Origin of the sequence: Mesorhizobium sp., from assembly GCF_041661565.1 — a bacterium.
Classification (GTDB): domain Bacteria; phylum Pseudomonadota; class Alphaproteobacteria; order Rhizobiales; family Rhizobiaceae; genus Mesorhizobium.
Genome location: NZ_JBAZUD010000066.1, coordinates 1 through 13,510, shown reverse-complemented (window position 1 = coordinate 13,510; position 13,510 = coordinate 1). Strand labels below are relative to the sequence as shown.

The following is a 13,510-nucleotide window of genomic DNA, read 5'->3' as shown; positions in this document are numbered from 1 at the left end:
TCCAGCCATGGACAGCGCAGCGCCCAAAGGCAGCTTCGGCCGCCACCGCAAGATCATGCCGTTTGCAACAGGCTCGATCGAGGCGCTGCGCGAAGCCTCCCGCGAGAAGGCGGCTTCGCTCAACCAGCATCTGCTTGGGTACGGCGCGCAGGCGGAGGCTGAATGGGCGGCGGCAGGTATTGCCGCCCCCGATCTGCCGGCGATGCGAAAGTACCGGCTCGAGCGCATACGCGCCGAGCTGAAGCGGCGCGGCTATGCCGGCGCCCTGCTCTACGACCCGGTCAACATCCGCTATGCCACCGACAGCACCAACATGCAGTTGTGGGTGGCGCACAATCCGACACGCCATTGTTTCGTCGCCACCGAAGGGCCGGTGGTGCTGTTCGATTATTTCTCCTGCGAGCACCTGTCCGATCACTCCGGTATCGTCGACGAGGTGCGGCCGGCCGTGTCGTGGATGTATCTCTACGGCGGCGAACTGACCGAGCAGAAAGTCCGCCGCTGGGCCGCCGGCATCGCCGATCTGGTCAGGGAACATGGCGACGGCAACACCCGCATCGCTGTCGACCACATCAATCCCGAAGGTGTCGAAGAACTGGCTCGCCTTGGCGTGTCGATCGGCAATGGCGAAGCGGTGATGGAGAATGCGCGCCTGATCAAATCGCCGGACGAAATCCTCGCCATGCGCCGCGCCATTGTCGCCTGCGAAGCGGCGATGGGCGAGATGGAGCAGGCGTTGAAGCCCGGCATCTCCGAGAACGAACTTTGGGCTGAACTGCACCGCGCCAATATCGTGCGCGGCGGCGAATGGATCGAAACCCGACTGCTGACTTCAGGCCCCCGTACCAATCCGTGGTTCCAGGAATGCTCGTCACGCATCATCGAAAGCGGCGACCTGGTCGCCTTCGACACCGACCTGATCGGTCCCTATGGCTTCTGCGCCGACCTCTCGCGCACCTGGCTGTGCGGGGATGCGAAGCCGACCAACGAACAGCGCGACCTGTTTCGGATCGCGGCCGACCAGATTGCCCACAACACGCAATTGATGCAGCCCGGGACCTCGTTTCGCGATCTGGTCGAACGCTCGGCGGTGCCGCCGGAGGATTGTTTTCCGACACGCTACGGCGTCCTCTATCACGGCGTCGGGCTGGCCGATGAATACCCGACGCTGCCGCATGCCAGCGACTGGACCGACGACACACCCGATGGCGTCCTGGAGCCCGGCATGGTTCTGTGCGTGGAAAGCTATATCGGCCGCCTTGGCGGGCACGAGGGCGTCAAGATCGAAGAGCAGATCCTGATCACCGCCAACGGCAATGAACAGCTTTCGACATACCCATTGGACAAGCGCCTGCTCGGCTAATGCATGTCGCTCAAAGTGATATCGTTTTGGGAGAACGACATGCATGAAAACAGAGACTTGAAACGCGTCGCCTGATTCCTTTTCGACGCGACGCGCTTTAAGCGAGTTCCGCGACCGCCTCACGCATCGAGGCGACAACATCTGGCGGCGTCATCCTCGCCGTGATGAACGGCAAGCCCTTGCGCCGGGCGGTCCAGCCGACGACCACCACGTCCCGCGCCGCCGGCTCGAAACGTTGCGCCAGCGCCCAGCTCTCGCAATCGATGGCGGCGACGTCCGCCCTGCCCTGCGCGACAGCGACGATCGAAGCGCGATGCCCACCGCTCTGGCTGCGTTGCGCGAAGATGTCGAGGCTCTCGCCGAGCGCCGCGAGATCGCGCGTCAGGGCGATGATGCCGGACATGGAATCAAGGCTGTTGAAGGTGAAGCGCTTGCCGCGCAGCAGGTCGAGCGGAACGGATGCGCTGCCGTCGGCGGGCGAGCGGACCTGTGGCCCCTCACCCGCGCGCATCACCAAAGCGCTTGAATAGAGGTCGCCGCGCCCACCTTCATAGGCTTCATAGCTTGGTTGACCGAGCGCCTGTACCTGACGGCACAGGCCGAGTTCCATCGGCCCCCAGCAGGTCTGGGCAAAAAGCAGCGCCGGATGCAGCCACAAGGTGTGGAAGTCGAGCTCCTCGGGCGGCAGAGTCGCCGGGTCCGGAGCGAGCAGTTCGCCCTCGGCATCGCGAATACCGCCGGGCACAGCCGGAAGGTCGCCATTCCGTCTGACGATCATCTCCGGCGCGTCGATACCCCTCAGCCGCAGGGCATCGCGCAATGATGCCCACTGGGCATCGACTTCGGCGCGCGTTTCGGGCCAGTCATACATCGGCAACGCCGCAACGAATTCGCTCATGCCGGTATCTGACCGCTACGCCTGGAAATTGAAAGGAGCGCGGAAGCGCGCCGCGACATTTGCGGCGCAACCGCGATGGTGCGACATCTATTCCTTTGGCGGCTCGGCTGGTACGGGCGCACTGCCAAGCCCACCAATGCCGCGAGCCCTGACACGCGGCTTGAACGCCCTGCCGGCCTCCGGCACCCGACGAAGCACCGGATGAACGATCGGCTCCTTCGCCTTGAAGGCGTAGGATTTGAGCAGAGCGAAATAGTTCGGATAGACGTAGCCATTGTTCATCTTGAGCCACTCGTCGCGACGGTCGCGGAATATCTTCGGCAACCGGTACCAGGCCACGGCCGGGCTCTTGTGATGGATGAAGTGCAGATTGTTGTTGAGGAACAGCAACGACAAAGGCGAGCGCTCGATGATGACCGTGCGGCCTTCCGGATGTTCGGACCACTGATGCTCGGCAAAGGTGCGGATCGCGATCAGCGACTGGCCGAACCATACCGGCACGAGGATGTAGAGCCAAAGCGGAATGCCGAAGCCGAACTGCACGATCGGCACCACGATGGCGAGGCCGATCGCATGCGCCAGCCATGCTCTGCGGATCGCCTTGTCGCCAGCGATCACATGCTTGGCGTCGTCGATGAAAAAGCCGATGCAGGAGAGCCAGGGGCCGAGGAAGAACCGGCCGACCATCGTGTTGTTGATCCTGAGCAGGAATTTCATCAGCGGCGGCAGATCTTCATGCTGCCACAGCGCCTGGTAATAGCTTTCCGGATCGTCGAGCGGATCGGTCAGCCGCTCGTCGGCGTGATGGCGCAAATGCAGCGTCTTGAAGCGGCGGAAGGGCCAGACGAGACCGATCGGCAGGAAGACGAAAGCTTCGTTGACCGGCGCGCTACGCGTCGGATGGCCATGCAGCACTTCATGCATCAGCGAGGAATGCAGCGCGGCGACAAAGGCCAGGATGACGAGCGCGGCGACCGGATAGTTGGGCCAGATCAGCAGGCCGGCGACGAACCACGTTCCATAGCAGAAGAGAGCGAGACCCACGGTCGGCCATTCAATGGGTGGTGCGCTGTGTCGTCTGATGCTCTTGCCTGTCATGCTATCGACCACTGCCCCTTCAGTCGCCGGAACCCCAATTGATTCCTGACAGCATTGTGTCAGGAGCATTTCGGTGCCGCAACGCGACAAAGCGCACATTCTGTTGCCATTGCGCACTTCCGGCCGCATATGTTACTTATTGTAAACAGAAACTAGGATTCATTTACGCTCAGGACGCCCCTCAGACGCGTTTGGCGCAAAATTTTCCTCATCCTTCTGGGAGCTGCGGCATGGACAAGCGCGACCTGTCGACAATCTTCAGAGAGCGCCTGAAGACGCTCTTGACACGGTCCGACCTCAACCAGTCGGCCTTCGCGACGGCGGTGGGCATCGATCGTTCGGCGCTCTCGCAGCTGCTTTCTGGAGCTTCGACCCGCCTGCCCCGCGCCGAGACGCTGCTCAACATCGCCGCCGAATTCAAGGTGTCGCTCGACTGGCTTCTCGGACTGAGCCAGGACGAGGGCCTCACCGGCGAAATCCGCGAGAGCCTGGAGATCGAGGAAGCGCCCGACGGCTTCGACCGCACGCTGCTGGCCAAGTGGCATGCCGAGGCCGCGGGCACCAAGATCCGCTACGTGCCGGCAGGTATTCCCGATCTTCTGCGCACCGAGGCGCTGGTCGACTACGAGGCCGGAATTGCCAACAAGAGCCGCCAGGCCCAGGCGGGGGAAACGCAATACCGCATCGACTACAACAGGCGGCCCGAAACCGACATGGAAGTCTGCATGCCTCGCCACACGCTTGAGATATTCGCGCGGGGCTTGGGTGTTTGGGACCGTTTCCCCGAGGCCGACCGCCGCGCCCAGCTCCTGCACATGGCGGCGCTGCTCGACGACCTCTATCCCACTTTCCGCCTGTTCCTCTATGACGGACGCATGCGGTATTCGATCCCCTACACCATCTTCGGACCCTATCGCGCCGCCATCTATGTCGGCGACATGTATATGGTGCTCAATGCCACCCAGCCGGTGCAGACGCTCATCCATCATTTCGACAATCTGATCCGCGCCGCCGACATCAACCCGCACGAAGCGGCCAGCTTCGCCCGGAGCATGGCCGGCATGTCGTTTGGATCGGACGCGGAGTGAAATCCCCAGCCTGCCGGCCGGCACGACAACAGCCTATTTTATTGACTACACATAAAGACTTCTTTATATCCTTATTCGACTTCGAAACATGAAAGCCAATCCGATGACGACCACCAACCCGATCGATGCGCTGCTGGCTGAAAAGGGTGTGCTGCTGGCCGATGGCGCCACCGGCACCAATCTGTTCGCCATGGGCCTGGAGGCCGGCGAGGCGCCCGAACTGCTCAACGAGACGGCACCCGACACCATCACCAGCCTGCACCAGAATTTTGTCGACGCCGGTGCAGACATCATCCTCACCAATTCCTTCGGCGGCACCCGCCACCGGTTGAAGCTGCACCATGCGCAGGACCGTGTGCATGCGCTGAACAAGCGCGCGGCCGAGATCGCACGGGCCGTCGCCGACAAGGCCGGCCGCAAGGTGATCGTCGCCGGCTCCGTCGGTCCGACCGGCGAATTGCTGGTGCCGCTTGGCGCCATGACCTATGACGAGGCGGTCGATGCCTTCGCCGAACAGATCGAGGGTCTCAAGGAAGGTGGCGCCGAAGTCGCCTGGATCGAGACCATGTCGGCGCCGGACGAAATCCGCGCCGCCGCCGAAGCCGCCATACGCGTCGGCCTGCCCTACACCTACACCGGGTCCTTCGACACCGCCGGCCGCACCATGATGGGGCTGCTGCCCAAGGATATCCACGGCGTCGTCGACGGCTTGTCGCAGGCGCCCCTTGGCGTCGGGGCCAATTGCGGGGTCGGCGCCTCCGACATCCTCGCGTCGCTGCTCGACATGACCGAGGCGAAGCCGGAGGCCACTGTCATCGTCAAGGGCAATTGCGGCATCCCGGAATTCCGCGGCACCGAAATCCACTACTCGGGTACGCCTGAACTGATGGCCGACTATGTCAGGCTGGCGGTCGACGGCGGCGCGAAAATCATAGGCGGCTGCTGCGGCACCTCGTTCCAGCACCTCGCCGCCATGCGCAAGGCGCTCGATGTCCACACCAGGGCCGATCGCCCGACGGTTGCCGCCATTGTCGAGCGCATCGGCCCGATGCGCAACAAGGTGGCGACGGAAAACACCGCCGAGACCAGCGAAGCCCGCCGCGAGCGTCGTCGCAGCCGCGCCTGACGCCTGCAGTACGATCGTCTGCCTCACTCCGGGGCAGTTTGGAAATTTGCAAAAAAAGGCCGGCAAGGGAATGAATCCCTCGCCGGCCTGCCTCACCCGCCCGTCGGTCGGTTTCCCCTATCAGAACGATCCCATCTGAAAGAAACCGGCCGTCATCACCCCTACCGATTACCGCCCAGCGCCGAGGCAAGGCGCACAAGCGAGAGGAACTCGGACCTGTACCCAAACGGGTCGGCTCCTCGAGCGGCAGTGGCGATCTCCATGATCTTGTCGTAACCGAACTTCGCGGTCGCATCCTCGTCGCGCAGCTTCTGGCCGAAGGCCGCGACGGCGACTGAGAAGCGCTGGTCGGTGCTGGCCTGGTCGAACGACGCAACCTCGTTGGCTGATGTCACCGGCGTGGTGATCAGTTTCGAGGCGTCCTCGTTCGGCAGCTTGTAGCGGATCTTGACGAAGGCATATTCGCCGGCATTGGCGACGCCGCCATTGTCGACCGACGCCTGGCCGTAGCGCAGCGGATCGATCTGCTCGCCGCCGCTGCCCTTTGGCGTGATCTCGTAGATCGCGGTGACCGAATGGCCAGAACCGATATCGCCGGCATCGACGCGGTCATTGTTGAAGTCCTCACGGTTCAGCGCTCGTGTCTCGTAGCCGATCAGGCGATATTCCGAGACCTTGCTCGGGTTGAATTCGACCTGGATCTTGACGTCCTTGGCGATGGTGAACAGCGTCGAGGAGGCACCCTCGACCAGCACCTTCTCGGCCTCGGCAAGCGTGTCGATATAGGCAGCGGTGCCGTTGCCGTTCTGGGCGATGGTCTGCATCATCTGGTCGTTGAGATTGCCGCGCCCGAAGCCGAACACCGACAGGAAGACACCGGTCTTGCGCTCCTGCTCGATTAGCCGCTTCAGATCATCGTCATCGCTCTGGCCGACATTGAAATCGCCGTCGGTGGCCAGCATCACCCGGTTGACGCCGTCCTTGACGAAGGACTGCTGGGCAAGCCTGTAGGCTTCCTTGATGCCCGCCTCGCCGGCCGTCGAACCGCCCGGCCGCAGGCTGTCGATGGCCGCCAGGATCTTGTCCTTCTCGGAGCCCTTGGTCGGCATCAGCACCGTGCCGGCATCACCGGCATAGGTGACGATGGAAACCGTGTCGTCGGGCTTGAGCTTGTTGACCAGCAGACGGAAGGCCGACTGCAGGAGCGGCAGCTTGTCGGGTTCATTCATCGAACCCGATACGTCGATCAGGAACACCAGATTGGCCTTCGGCTCCTCCGTCGGCTTGACGTCAAAACCCTTGATGGCGACGTGCATCAGCTTTGTGTGGCTGTTCCACGGCGTCGGCATGACGCTGACCGTCGAATTGAAGGGCGTCGACGCGGCGTCCGGCCCCTTCCAGTCATAGGGGAAGTAATTGATCATCTCCTCGACGCGCACCGTATCGGCCTGCGGCAGGTAGCCCTGCTTCAGCGAACCGCGCACGAAGGAATAGGACGCCGTGTCGACGTCGATCGAGAAGGTCGAGACCGGGTCTTCGAGGGCCGCGTGCACTGGATTGGTCTTGAAATCCTGGACGCGGTCGCGGTTTTCTTCCTGCGGCACGATCTGGTCGGCCGGTGCCATGGTGGGCTGGGGCGCTATCAGCTTCGACTCGGCAGCCGGCATGCGAGCGGCTCGCGAGGTGCTGGGCGCGTTTACAGTTCCATCCAGCGCGAACTCACCCGTCGGCGCCGGCGGCGCCGGCTCGGCCACCACCCCGCGTGCCGGCGCAGTTTGCTGAGCGGCGCCACCGGCCTCGGCCGATTCGGATTTCGGCGGCGAGGTCGGCGCGACCAGCGCGTCTGCGGCATCGCGGCTTTCCACATCCGCGTCAGCCTTCTTGTCCTTAGCTAGCTCGGTGGGAGCCGGCTTCGGCTCTGCCGGCTTCAAGGTCGCCGGCTTGTCGGCCAGCGTCTCTGTGATCTTCTGATCGCCGCCGAATTTGGACGGCTGTTCCCCCAGCAGATGGAAGGTGGCGTATCCGGCGATCGGCAGGGCGACGAGCCCGGCAATGGCCGGCGTGGCGAAGAGTTTCTTTTGCATGATCTCGCTCCAGAGCTTTTGTGCTCGCTCTGTGAGACGAAGACCGCCGACCGATCCTTGGGCGGCTGCTGAAATATTTTCCTGATCGTAGGCACGCATCGCGGCTTCGAAGGCACGAGCCTTCTCGCTCTTGCCCGGCGCCGGCACCGCTGCATCGCGCAGCCTCTTGAGTTGGTTGTCATCGACCATGGTCACACTTCCCCGGCTGAACGCATCAACGTCTTCAGCCGTTTCTTCGCTTCATGGATGTGCCAGGAAACCGTCGTCTCCGAGATCGCCATCGCCTCGGCGGCGGCCGCGTGGCTCAGGCCCTCGCCATAGACCAGCAGCACCGCATCGCGCTGCTTGTCCGGCAATTGCCGCACCGCCGCCCACAGCGCCTCGGTCGGATCCTCGCTCTCGACCGACGCTTCGCCCGAAATCAGTGCATGGACTCCGTAGGCGTCGGTCTTCACCGTTTCGCGCGCGGTCTTGCGCATCATGTCGCGCGCCGCGTTCATCGTCACCGAATAGAGCCACGTCGTGAACGCGCCGCCGCCGCGATAGTCGCGGATCGCCTTGCCCAGCCGTACGCAGACTTCCTGGGCGATGTCCTCGGCATCGGCCTTCCTGCCGCACCAGCGATAAGCGGTGCGATAGACGAAGTCGTAGTGACGCTCCAGCAATGTGCCGAAGGCCCTCCTGTCTCCGCCCTTCGCCCGCCCGATCAAATCGGCGTCGGAGGCTTCGCTTTCATCCAGCATCATCGCCATCATTTGCCTGTTGGACGAAGGCTAATGGCCAATCCTTGGGGTGATGGAAAGATTTTTTTACTACATGGTCAGGCGGCAGCCCGAAGGTGTGTTGAGATTCAGGTCAGGCCGAGCCGAAAACGGGTGATACCGAGAACCGAAGCGGAATGTGCTTCAGTACGTGAGCATCGGAAGCGCAAGTATCAGGCGTTTGCAGGCCGGCCTCACCTGAATATCAGCACACCTGGCCGGCGACCCAGCCGGACGACCAAGCCCACTGGAAATTGTAACCGCCCAGCCAGCCGGTGACGTCGACAACCTCGCCGATGAAGAACAGGCCGGGCACGGCTCTCGCCTGCATCGTCTTCTGGTCCAGCCCCCCGGTGTCCACCCCGCCCAGCGTCACCTCGGCGGTGCGGTAGCCCTCCGAGCCGGCGGGCTTGATGCGCCAGTCGTTGACGGCGGCGTCGACCGTCTTGATCTGGGCATCCGAAAGATCGGCGAGGTTGCCGTCGAACCCGGTGCGCTCGGCGATGGATTGAGCAAGCCGTTTCGGCAGGTGATTTGCCAGCACTGTCTGTACTGCCTGCCGCCCATTGGCACGCTTGGCCGTGCGTATGAGGTCCGTGACATCGACCCCGGGCAGCATGGCGATACGGATTTCGTCGCCCTCGCGCCAGTAGGACGAGATCTGCAGGATGGCGGGCCCGCTGACGCCGCGGTGCGTGAACAGCATCGCTTCGGAAAACCGCGCCTTGCGGCACGCAACGTCCGCATCGACGGCATTGCCGGCCAGCGGTGCCAGCCGCTCGAGCGTCATTGCGTCGAAGGTCAGCGGCACCAATGCCGGTCGCGTTTCGACAATCGCAAGACCGAACCGTTCGGCGAGCGCATAGCCGAAACCCGTCGCGCCCATCTTGGGGATCGACTTGCCGCCGCACGCCACCACCAGGGACTGGCAAGTGACCGACCCGGTGGAGAGGGAAAGCACGAACCCCTCGCCGGCTGCGCGAACGTCCTTGACCTCGGTCGACAGGGACAACTCGACGCCCCTGCCCTGCAATTCCGAGACCAGCATGTCGATGATCTGTCGCGCGGAGCCGTCGCAGAACAATTGCCCCAGTGTCTTCTCGTGATAGGCAATGCCATGACGCTCGACTAAGGCGATGAAGTCGCGTTGCGTGTAACGGCTCAGCGCCGAGATGCAGAAATGCCGATTGCCCGAGATAAAGTTCTTCGGACTGGCGTGGATGTTGGTGAAATTGCACCGGCCACCGCCCGAGATACGGATCTTTTCACCAGGCGCCGCGGCGTGATCGAGGATCAGCACCGTACGACCCCGCTTGGCGGCCTCCACGGCGCACATCATTCCGGCGGCGCCGGCGCCGATGATCACGACATCGTAAGATTGCATCCGGCCAGCCGTTCCCGCTTGGCCCCCGCTTTTCAGGGGTCCGTCCTTCCGGCTGCCTGATACCGCGAACAAGCCAGGCCGCCAACAGGCAACAGCGGCCTGATCAAACTCAGATCAGAGTTTCGGCAAACAGCGTGCCCAGCCTTTGCCAATGGCGCTCGGCGCCGGCCTCGTTGTAGACGCTGTGGTCCGGCACGCACCAGCCATGCGCCATGCCGACATAATTCTCGATCGTGTGGTCGATCTCCGCATTCCGCAGCGTCTCTTCCAACCGCGCTGACTGCTCCGGCGGGAAACTCCTGTCGACGCCCGCCATGCCGACATAGATGCGCGCCTTGATGGAGGCCGCCTTGCGGTGCGGGCTGTCGGCCGCATCGCTGGCCAGATTGCCGCCATGAAAACTGGCGGCGGCCTTGATCCTGTCGGGATAGGCCGCGGCCACATTCAGCGCCCGGGCGCCGCCCATGCAATAACCGACGGTGCCGATCGGCCCGGTAACGCCTTCGCCGGCAAGCGCATCGAGGAACGCGGCACTGTCGCCGATGGTCATCTCCTGCGTCGTGCCGGTGACGAGCGCCATCAGCGCGGCCTTGCTCTTTTCCTCCGAGAAGGCGGTCTTGGCGTCAAATGGCCCATAGGGCGTGTTGCGATAGAACAGGTCGGGCACCAGCACCGCGTAGCCTTCGCCTGCCAGCCGCTCGGCCATGCCGTCGAGCGCCGGGCGCGGACCGAAGGCATCCTGGTAGAGAATGACGCCGGCCTGAACCGGGGAAGCCTTGGTCGAGCGGAACAGCCCCGCTTTCGCCGTACCGTCCCTGGTCTTGATCTGAAGGTCCTGTTTCGTCATTGCCTGCTCCGTTCGCCAGATGGCCGGATAGATATCCGCACGAGCCGTCAGGGCAAGGCGTTCCCCGAACCAGGCAGTCAACATTTCGTGCGGAGTTCCGCGAGAACTACAGATGCGCGAATGCCGCCATATGAAAGGCCTGGACCTCCAGCGGATAGCGATAGGCGGTGCCGTAGGGACAGGCATTGCGATCGAGGCAGCCGCCTGTGCGGCACGGTTGGCCATCCGCGCCCCGCACATGCGCCAGGCAAGATTGGTAGGCGAATCCTTCACCGGAATAGGCGTTGACCGGGCAGGATTTCAGGCAAGGTTTTTCGACACAGCTGTCACAAAGGTGGGCTGCCGCCTCGACCGCCTGAACCGAAATCTCGTCCTCGAACAGCAGCGCACCGCGATAGGCATGCCAGAGCCCGTAGTGTGGGTGCATGAGAATGCCGAGCGGCGACGGCCTCAGCCCCTCTGCCCGCATCGCCCATTGCTGGAACGGCAGATAGGGCTTGTCCGAAGGCGAAACGGCGCGCGCGCCGAATGCTCCCGCCACGGTGCCAATCACTTCGCGTGACCACGTATCGAGCGGGTTGGCGATCCCCGGTGCCTGCTTTTCCCGCCAGCGCAGGAAACGCGGCCAGGGCGCCGCCCCCGCCTGCCCGACCAGCAGGACAGATTTCGCCGAAATACCCGACATGCCGGGCGGCGGTGAATCGCTTGAAGTGAAATTGAAGCCACCGCGAAGAATGAGACCTTCGGCACGGAGCGCCGAAGCGATGGCCTCAACGCTGCCGCGGGCAGCAATCATCCCTTCTTGACCGGATCGGAGAACGCGCTCCGCCAGACTTCCTTGTGGATGATGTTGGCGACTTTAGCCCCGCCTGATTCGGGCTCCTTTCAGGTGAAGGCGTCGGGCATCGACCCCTTCTTCCTGGCGATAAAGTCATTCAGCGCATCGTCGATAGAAGGATCGAGATAAGGCGCCTCGTAGGTCTCCAGCCAGCGGCGGGCGAGTTCGTTGGCGCGTTGCGGCGCGGTCTTCTCCCCCTCGGCCAGCCACTGCTCGTAGGAATTGTTGTCGGCGATGTTGGAGCGGTAGAAGGCGGTCTGGAAATTGGCCTGGGTGTGGTCGCAGCCGAGATAGTGGCTGCCCGGCCCGACCTGGCGGATGGCATCCATCGCCTGGCCATTCTCCGACAGGTCGACGCCCTCGGAGAATTTCTGCGTCATGCCGAGCTGGTCGATGTCCATCATGAACTTCTCGTAGCAGGAGGCGAGCCCGCCCTCGAGCCAGCCGGCCGAATGCAGCACGAAATTGGTGCCGGCCAGGATGGTCGAGTTCAGCGTGTTGGCGCTTTCATAGGCCGCCTGCGCGTCCGGGATCTTCGAAGCACAGAGCGAGCCGCCGGTGCGGAACGGCAGGCCGAGCCGGCGGGCAAGCTGTGCCGCGCCGTAAGAGACCAACGAGGGCTCCGGCGTGCCGAAGGTCGGGGCGCCCGACTGCATCGAGATCGACGAGGCGAAGGTGCCAAACAGCACCGGCGCGCCCGGCCGGATCAGCTGCGTGAACGACGCACCGGCCAGCACTTCGGCGAGAACCTGCGTCAACGTGCCGGCGACCGTGACCGGGCTCATCGCGCCGGCCAGGATGAACGGGGTGACGATGCAGGCCTGGTTGTGGCGCGCATAGACCTTCAGCGCGCCCAGCATGGTCTCGTCGAACACCATGGGCGAGTTGGCGTTGATCAGGCTGGTCAGCACCGTGTTGTTCTCGACGAAATCGTCGCCGAACACGATCTTGGCCATCGCCACCGTGTCCTCGGCGCGCTCGGGCGCGGTGACCGAGCCCATGAACGGCTTGTCGGAATACTTTATGTGCGAATAGATCATGTCGAGATGGCGCTTGTTGACCGGCACGTCGACCGGCTCGCACACCGTGCCGCCCGAATGGTGGATCGATGGCGCCATATAGGCGAGCTTCACGAAATTCTGGAAATCCTCGATCGTCGCATAGCGCCTGACGCCGTCGAGATCGCGCACGAAGGGCGGGCCGTAGACCGGCGCGAACACGGTGGCGTTGCCGCCGATCTGTACCGAGCGTTCCGGATTGCGCGCATGCTGGGTGTATATGGACGGCGCGGTCTTCAGCAGCGAACGGCACAGGCCCTTGGGGAAGTGGACGCGCTCGCCCTTGACGTCGGCGCCTGCCTCTTTCCACAATTGCAGCGCCTCGGCGTCGTCGCGGAAGATGATGCCGATCTCTTCCAGCACGGTATCGGTGTTCTTCTCGATCAGCGCCAGGCCTTCCTCGTCCAGCACCTCGAAGACGTTGATCTTGCGCTTGATGTAGGTGAGCTGGGTGCCGGGGCCGCCTCCCGAACGCGCCGCCCGCCGTGCGGCCGCGCCGCCGCTGGCACCACGTCCGCGCCGTGCGTTTGACGCTTCCTGGTCGATTGCCACGTGATCGCTCATGGTGCTCTTCCCTGATTTTGTTCTTGCCTGGAATCCAGCGCGGCCGCTGATCGCCGCTTCTGTCCGGATCGTAGCCATGCACCCTATTCGAAACGGCCCGCCAGCGCCAACGCCTGTCGCAAAATCGACAAGAATTCCAAGCGAGTTACGGTCGCTTTCCTTTTGCGCGAAGTCGCAAATCAGCTATGGATACCTACCCCCAGCGGGTTAGGTATGAACGCGAATATTTTGTGCCTTGCGACGCAGTCGCGATGCCGGCAGGAGCTCGATACAGATGGCCGACGACGAGATCATCCTTTCCGAACTGTCCGACGACGAGTTGGTGCAGCAGATGCACGACGATCTTTATGACGGCCTGAAGGAAGAGATCGAGGAAGGCACCAACATCCTGCTCGAGCGCG

At 63.3% G+C, this 13,510-nt stretch carries 11 protein-coding genes and 1 pseudogene; 4 read left to right on the top strand and 8 right to left on the bottom strand.

The window, feature by feature from the left end; translation table 11 throughout:
* The first annotated feature begins 7 nt into the window (after positions 1–7).
* Complete coding sequence (locus WC739_RS13660; protein ID WP_372953562.1) at positions 8–1,363, top strand: M24 family metallopeptidase; 1,356 nt, start codon at positions 8–10, stop codon at positions 1,361–1,363.
* Between the two features lie 97 nt (positions 1,364–1,460).
* Here the strand turns inward: WC739_RS13660 and WC739_RS13655 are convergent, their stop codons facing one another.
* Both WC739_RS13655 and WC739_RS13650 read right to left on the bottom strand, forming a co-directional pair.
* On the bottom strand, positions 1,461–2,261 hold the full coding sequence (locus tag WC739_RS13655) for a phosphate/phosphite/phosphonate ABC transporter substrate-binding protein (protein ID WP_372953561.1): 801 nt from the start codon (positions 2,259–2,261) through the stop codon (positions 1,461–1,463).
* A gap of 87 nt (positions 2,262–2,348) precedes the next feature.
* Positions 2,349–3,359 carry a fatty acid desaturase gene (locus WC739_RS13650; RefSeq protein WP_372953560.1) on the bottom strand — a complete coding sequence of 337 codons (1,011 nt, stop codon included), beginning with the start codon at positions 3,357–3,359 and terminating at the stop codon, positions 2,349–2,351.
* 230 nt (positions 3,360–3,589) lie between these two features.
* Between WC739_RS13650 and WC739_RS13645 the strand changes: the two genes are divergently transcribed.
* Positions 3,590–4,447 (top strand): helix-turn-helix domain-containing protein, encoded by an 858-nt coding sequence (locus WC739_RS13645; protein WP_372953559.1) that lies wholly within the window; start codon positions 3,590–3,592, stop codon positions 4,445–4,447.
* 103 nt (positions 4,448–4,550) lie between these two features.
* Complete coding sequence (gene bmt, locus WC739_RS13640) at positions 4,551–5,573, top strand: betaine--homocysteine S-methyltransferase (protein WP_372953572.1); 1,023 nt, start codon at positions 4,551–4,553, stop codon at positions 5,571–5,573.
* 161 nt (positions 5,574–5,734) lie between these two features.
* Here the strand turns inward: bmt and WC739_RS13635 are convergent, their stop codons facing one another.
* From WC739_RS13635 to WC739_RS13610, 6 genes are all read right to left on the bottom strand, one after another.
* Complete coding sequence (locus tag WC739_RS13635; protein WP_372953558.1) at positions 5,735–7,846, bottom strand: von Willebrand factor type A domain-containing protein; 2,112 nt, start codon at positions 7,844–7,846, stop codon at positions 5,735–5,737.
* 2 nt (positions 7,847–7,848) lie between these two features.
* Entirely contained in the window at positions 7,849–8,409 is a 561-nt protein-coding gene (locus tag WC739_RS13630; RefSeq protein ID WP_372953557.1) for an RNA polymerase sigma factor, read from the bottom strand.
* Between the two features lie 214 nt (positions 8,410–8,623).
* On the bottom strand, positions 8,624–9,802 hold the full coding sequence (locus WC739_RS13625; RefSeq protein WP_372953556.1) for an NAD(P)/FAD-dependent oxidoreductase: 1,179 nt from the start codon (positions 9,800–9,802) through the stop codon (positions 8,624–8,626).
* A gap of 109 nt (positions 9,803–9,911) precedes the next feature.
* Entirely contained in the window at positions 9,912–10,649 is a 738-nt protein-coding gene (locus WC739_RS13620; RefSeq protein ID WP_372953555.1) for a dienelactone hydrolase family protein, read from the bottom strand.
* 106 nt (positions 10,650–10,755) lie between these two features.
* Entirely contained in the window at positions 10,756–11,445 is a 690-nt protein-coding gene (locus WC739_RS13615) for a hypothetical protein (protein ID WP_372953554.1), read from the bottom strand.
* Between the two features lie 89 nt (positions 11,446–11,534).
* Positions 11,535–13,109, bottom strand: a complete 1,575-nt coding sequence (locus WC739_RS13610; protein WP_372953553.1) for a trimethylamine methyltransferase family protein — start codon at positions 13,107–13,109, stop codon at positions 11,535–11,537.
* Positions 13,110–13,383: 274 nt separating this feature from the next.
* On the opposite strand from WC739_RS13610, the pseudogene WC739_RS13605 reads away from it, so the two are divergent.
* A pseudogene (locus WC739_RS13605) lies at positions 13,384–13,510 on the top strand (cobalamin-binding protein); the annotation flags it as partial.

Coding starts and splice junctions, on each gene's coding strand:
- WC739_RS13660 (WP_372953562.1), top strand. CDS start 8: ATGGACAGCGCAGCGCCCAAAGGCAGCTTCGGCCGCCACCGCAAGATC.
- WC739_RS13655 (WP_372953561.1), bottom strand. CDS start 2,261: ATGAGCGAATTCGTTGCGGCGTTGCCGATGTATGACTGGCCCGAAACG.
- WC739_RS13650 (WP_372953560.1), bottom strand. CDS start 3,359: ATGACAGGCAAGAGCATCAGACGACACAGCGCACCACCCATTGAATGG.
- WC739_RS13645 (WP_372953559.1), top strand. CDS start 3,590: ATGGACAAGCGCGACCTGTCGACAATCTTCAGAGAGCGCCTGAAGACG.
- bmt (WP_372953572.1), top strand. CDS start 4,551: ATGACGACCACCAACCCGATCGATGCGCTGCTGGCTGAAAAGGGTGTG.
- WC739_RS13635 (WP_372953558.1), bottom strand. CDS start 7,846: ATGGTCGATGACAACCAACTCAAGAGGCTGCGCGATGCAGCGGTGCCG.
- WC739_RS13630 (WP_372953557.1), bottom strand. CDS start 8,409: ATGGCGATGATGCTGGATGAAAGCGAAGCCTCCGACGCCGATTTGATC.
- WC739_RS13625 (WP_372953556.1), bottom strand. CDS start 9,802: ATGCAATCTTACGATGTCGTGATCATCGGCGCCGGCGCCGCCGGAATG.
- WC739_RS13620 (WP_372953555.1), bottom strand. CDS start 10,649: ATGACGAAACAGGACCTTCAGATCAAGACCAGGGACGGTACGGCGAAA.
- WC739_RS13615 (WP_372953554.1), bottom strand. CDS start 11,445: ATGATTGCTGCCCGCGGCAGCGTTGAGGCCATCGCTTCGGCGCTCCGT.
- WC739_RS13610 (WP_372953553.1), bottom strand. CDS start 13,109: ATGAGCGATCACGTGGCAATCGACCAGGAAGCGTCAAACGCACGGCGC.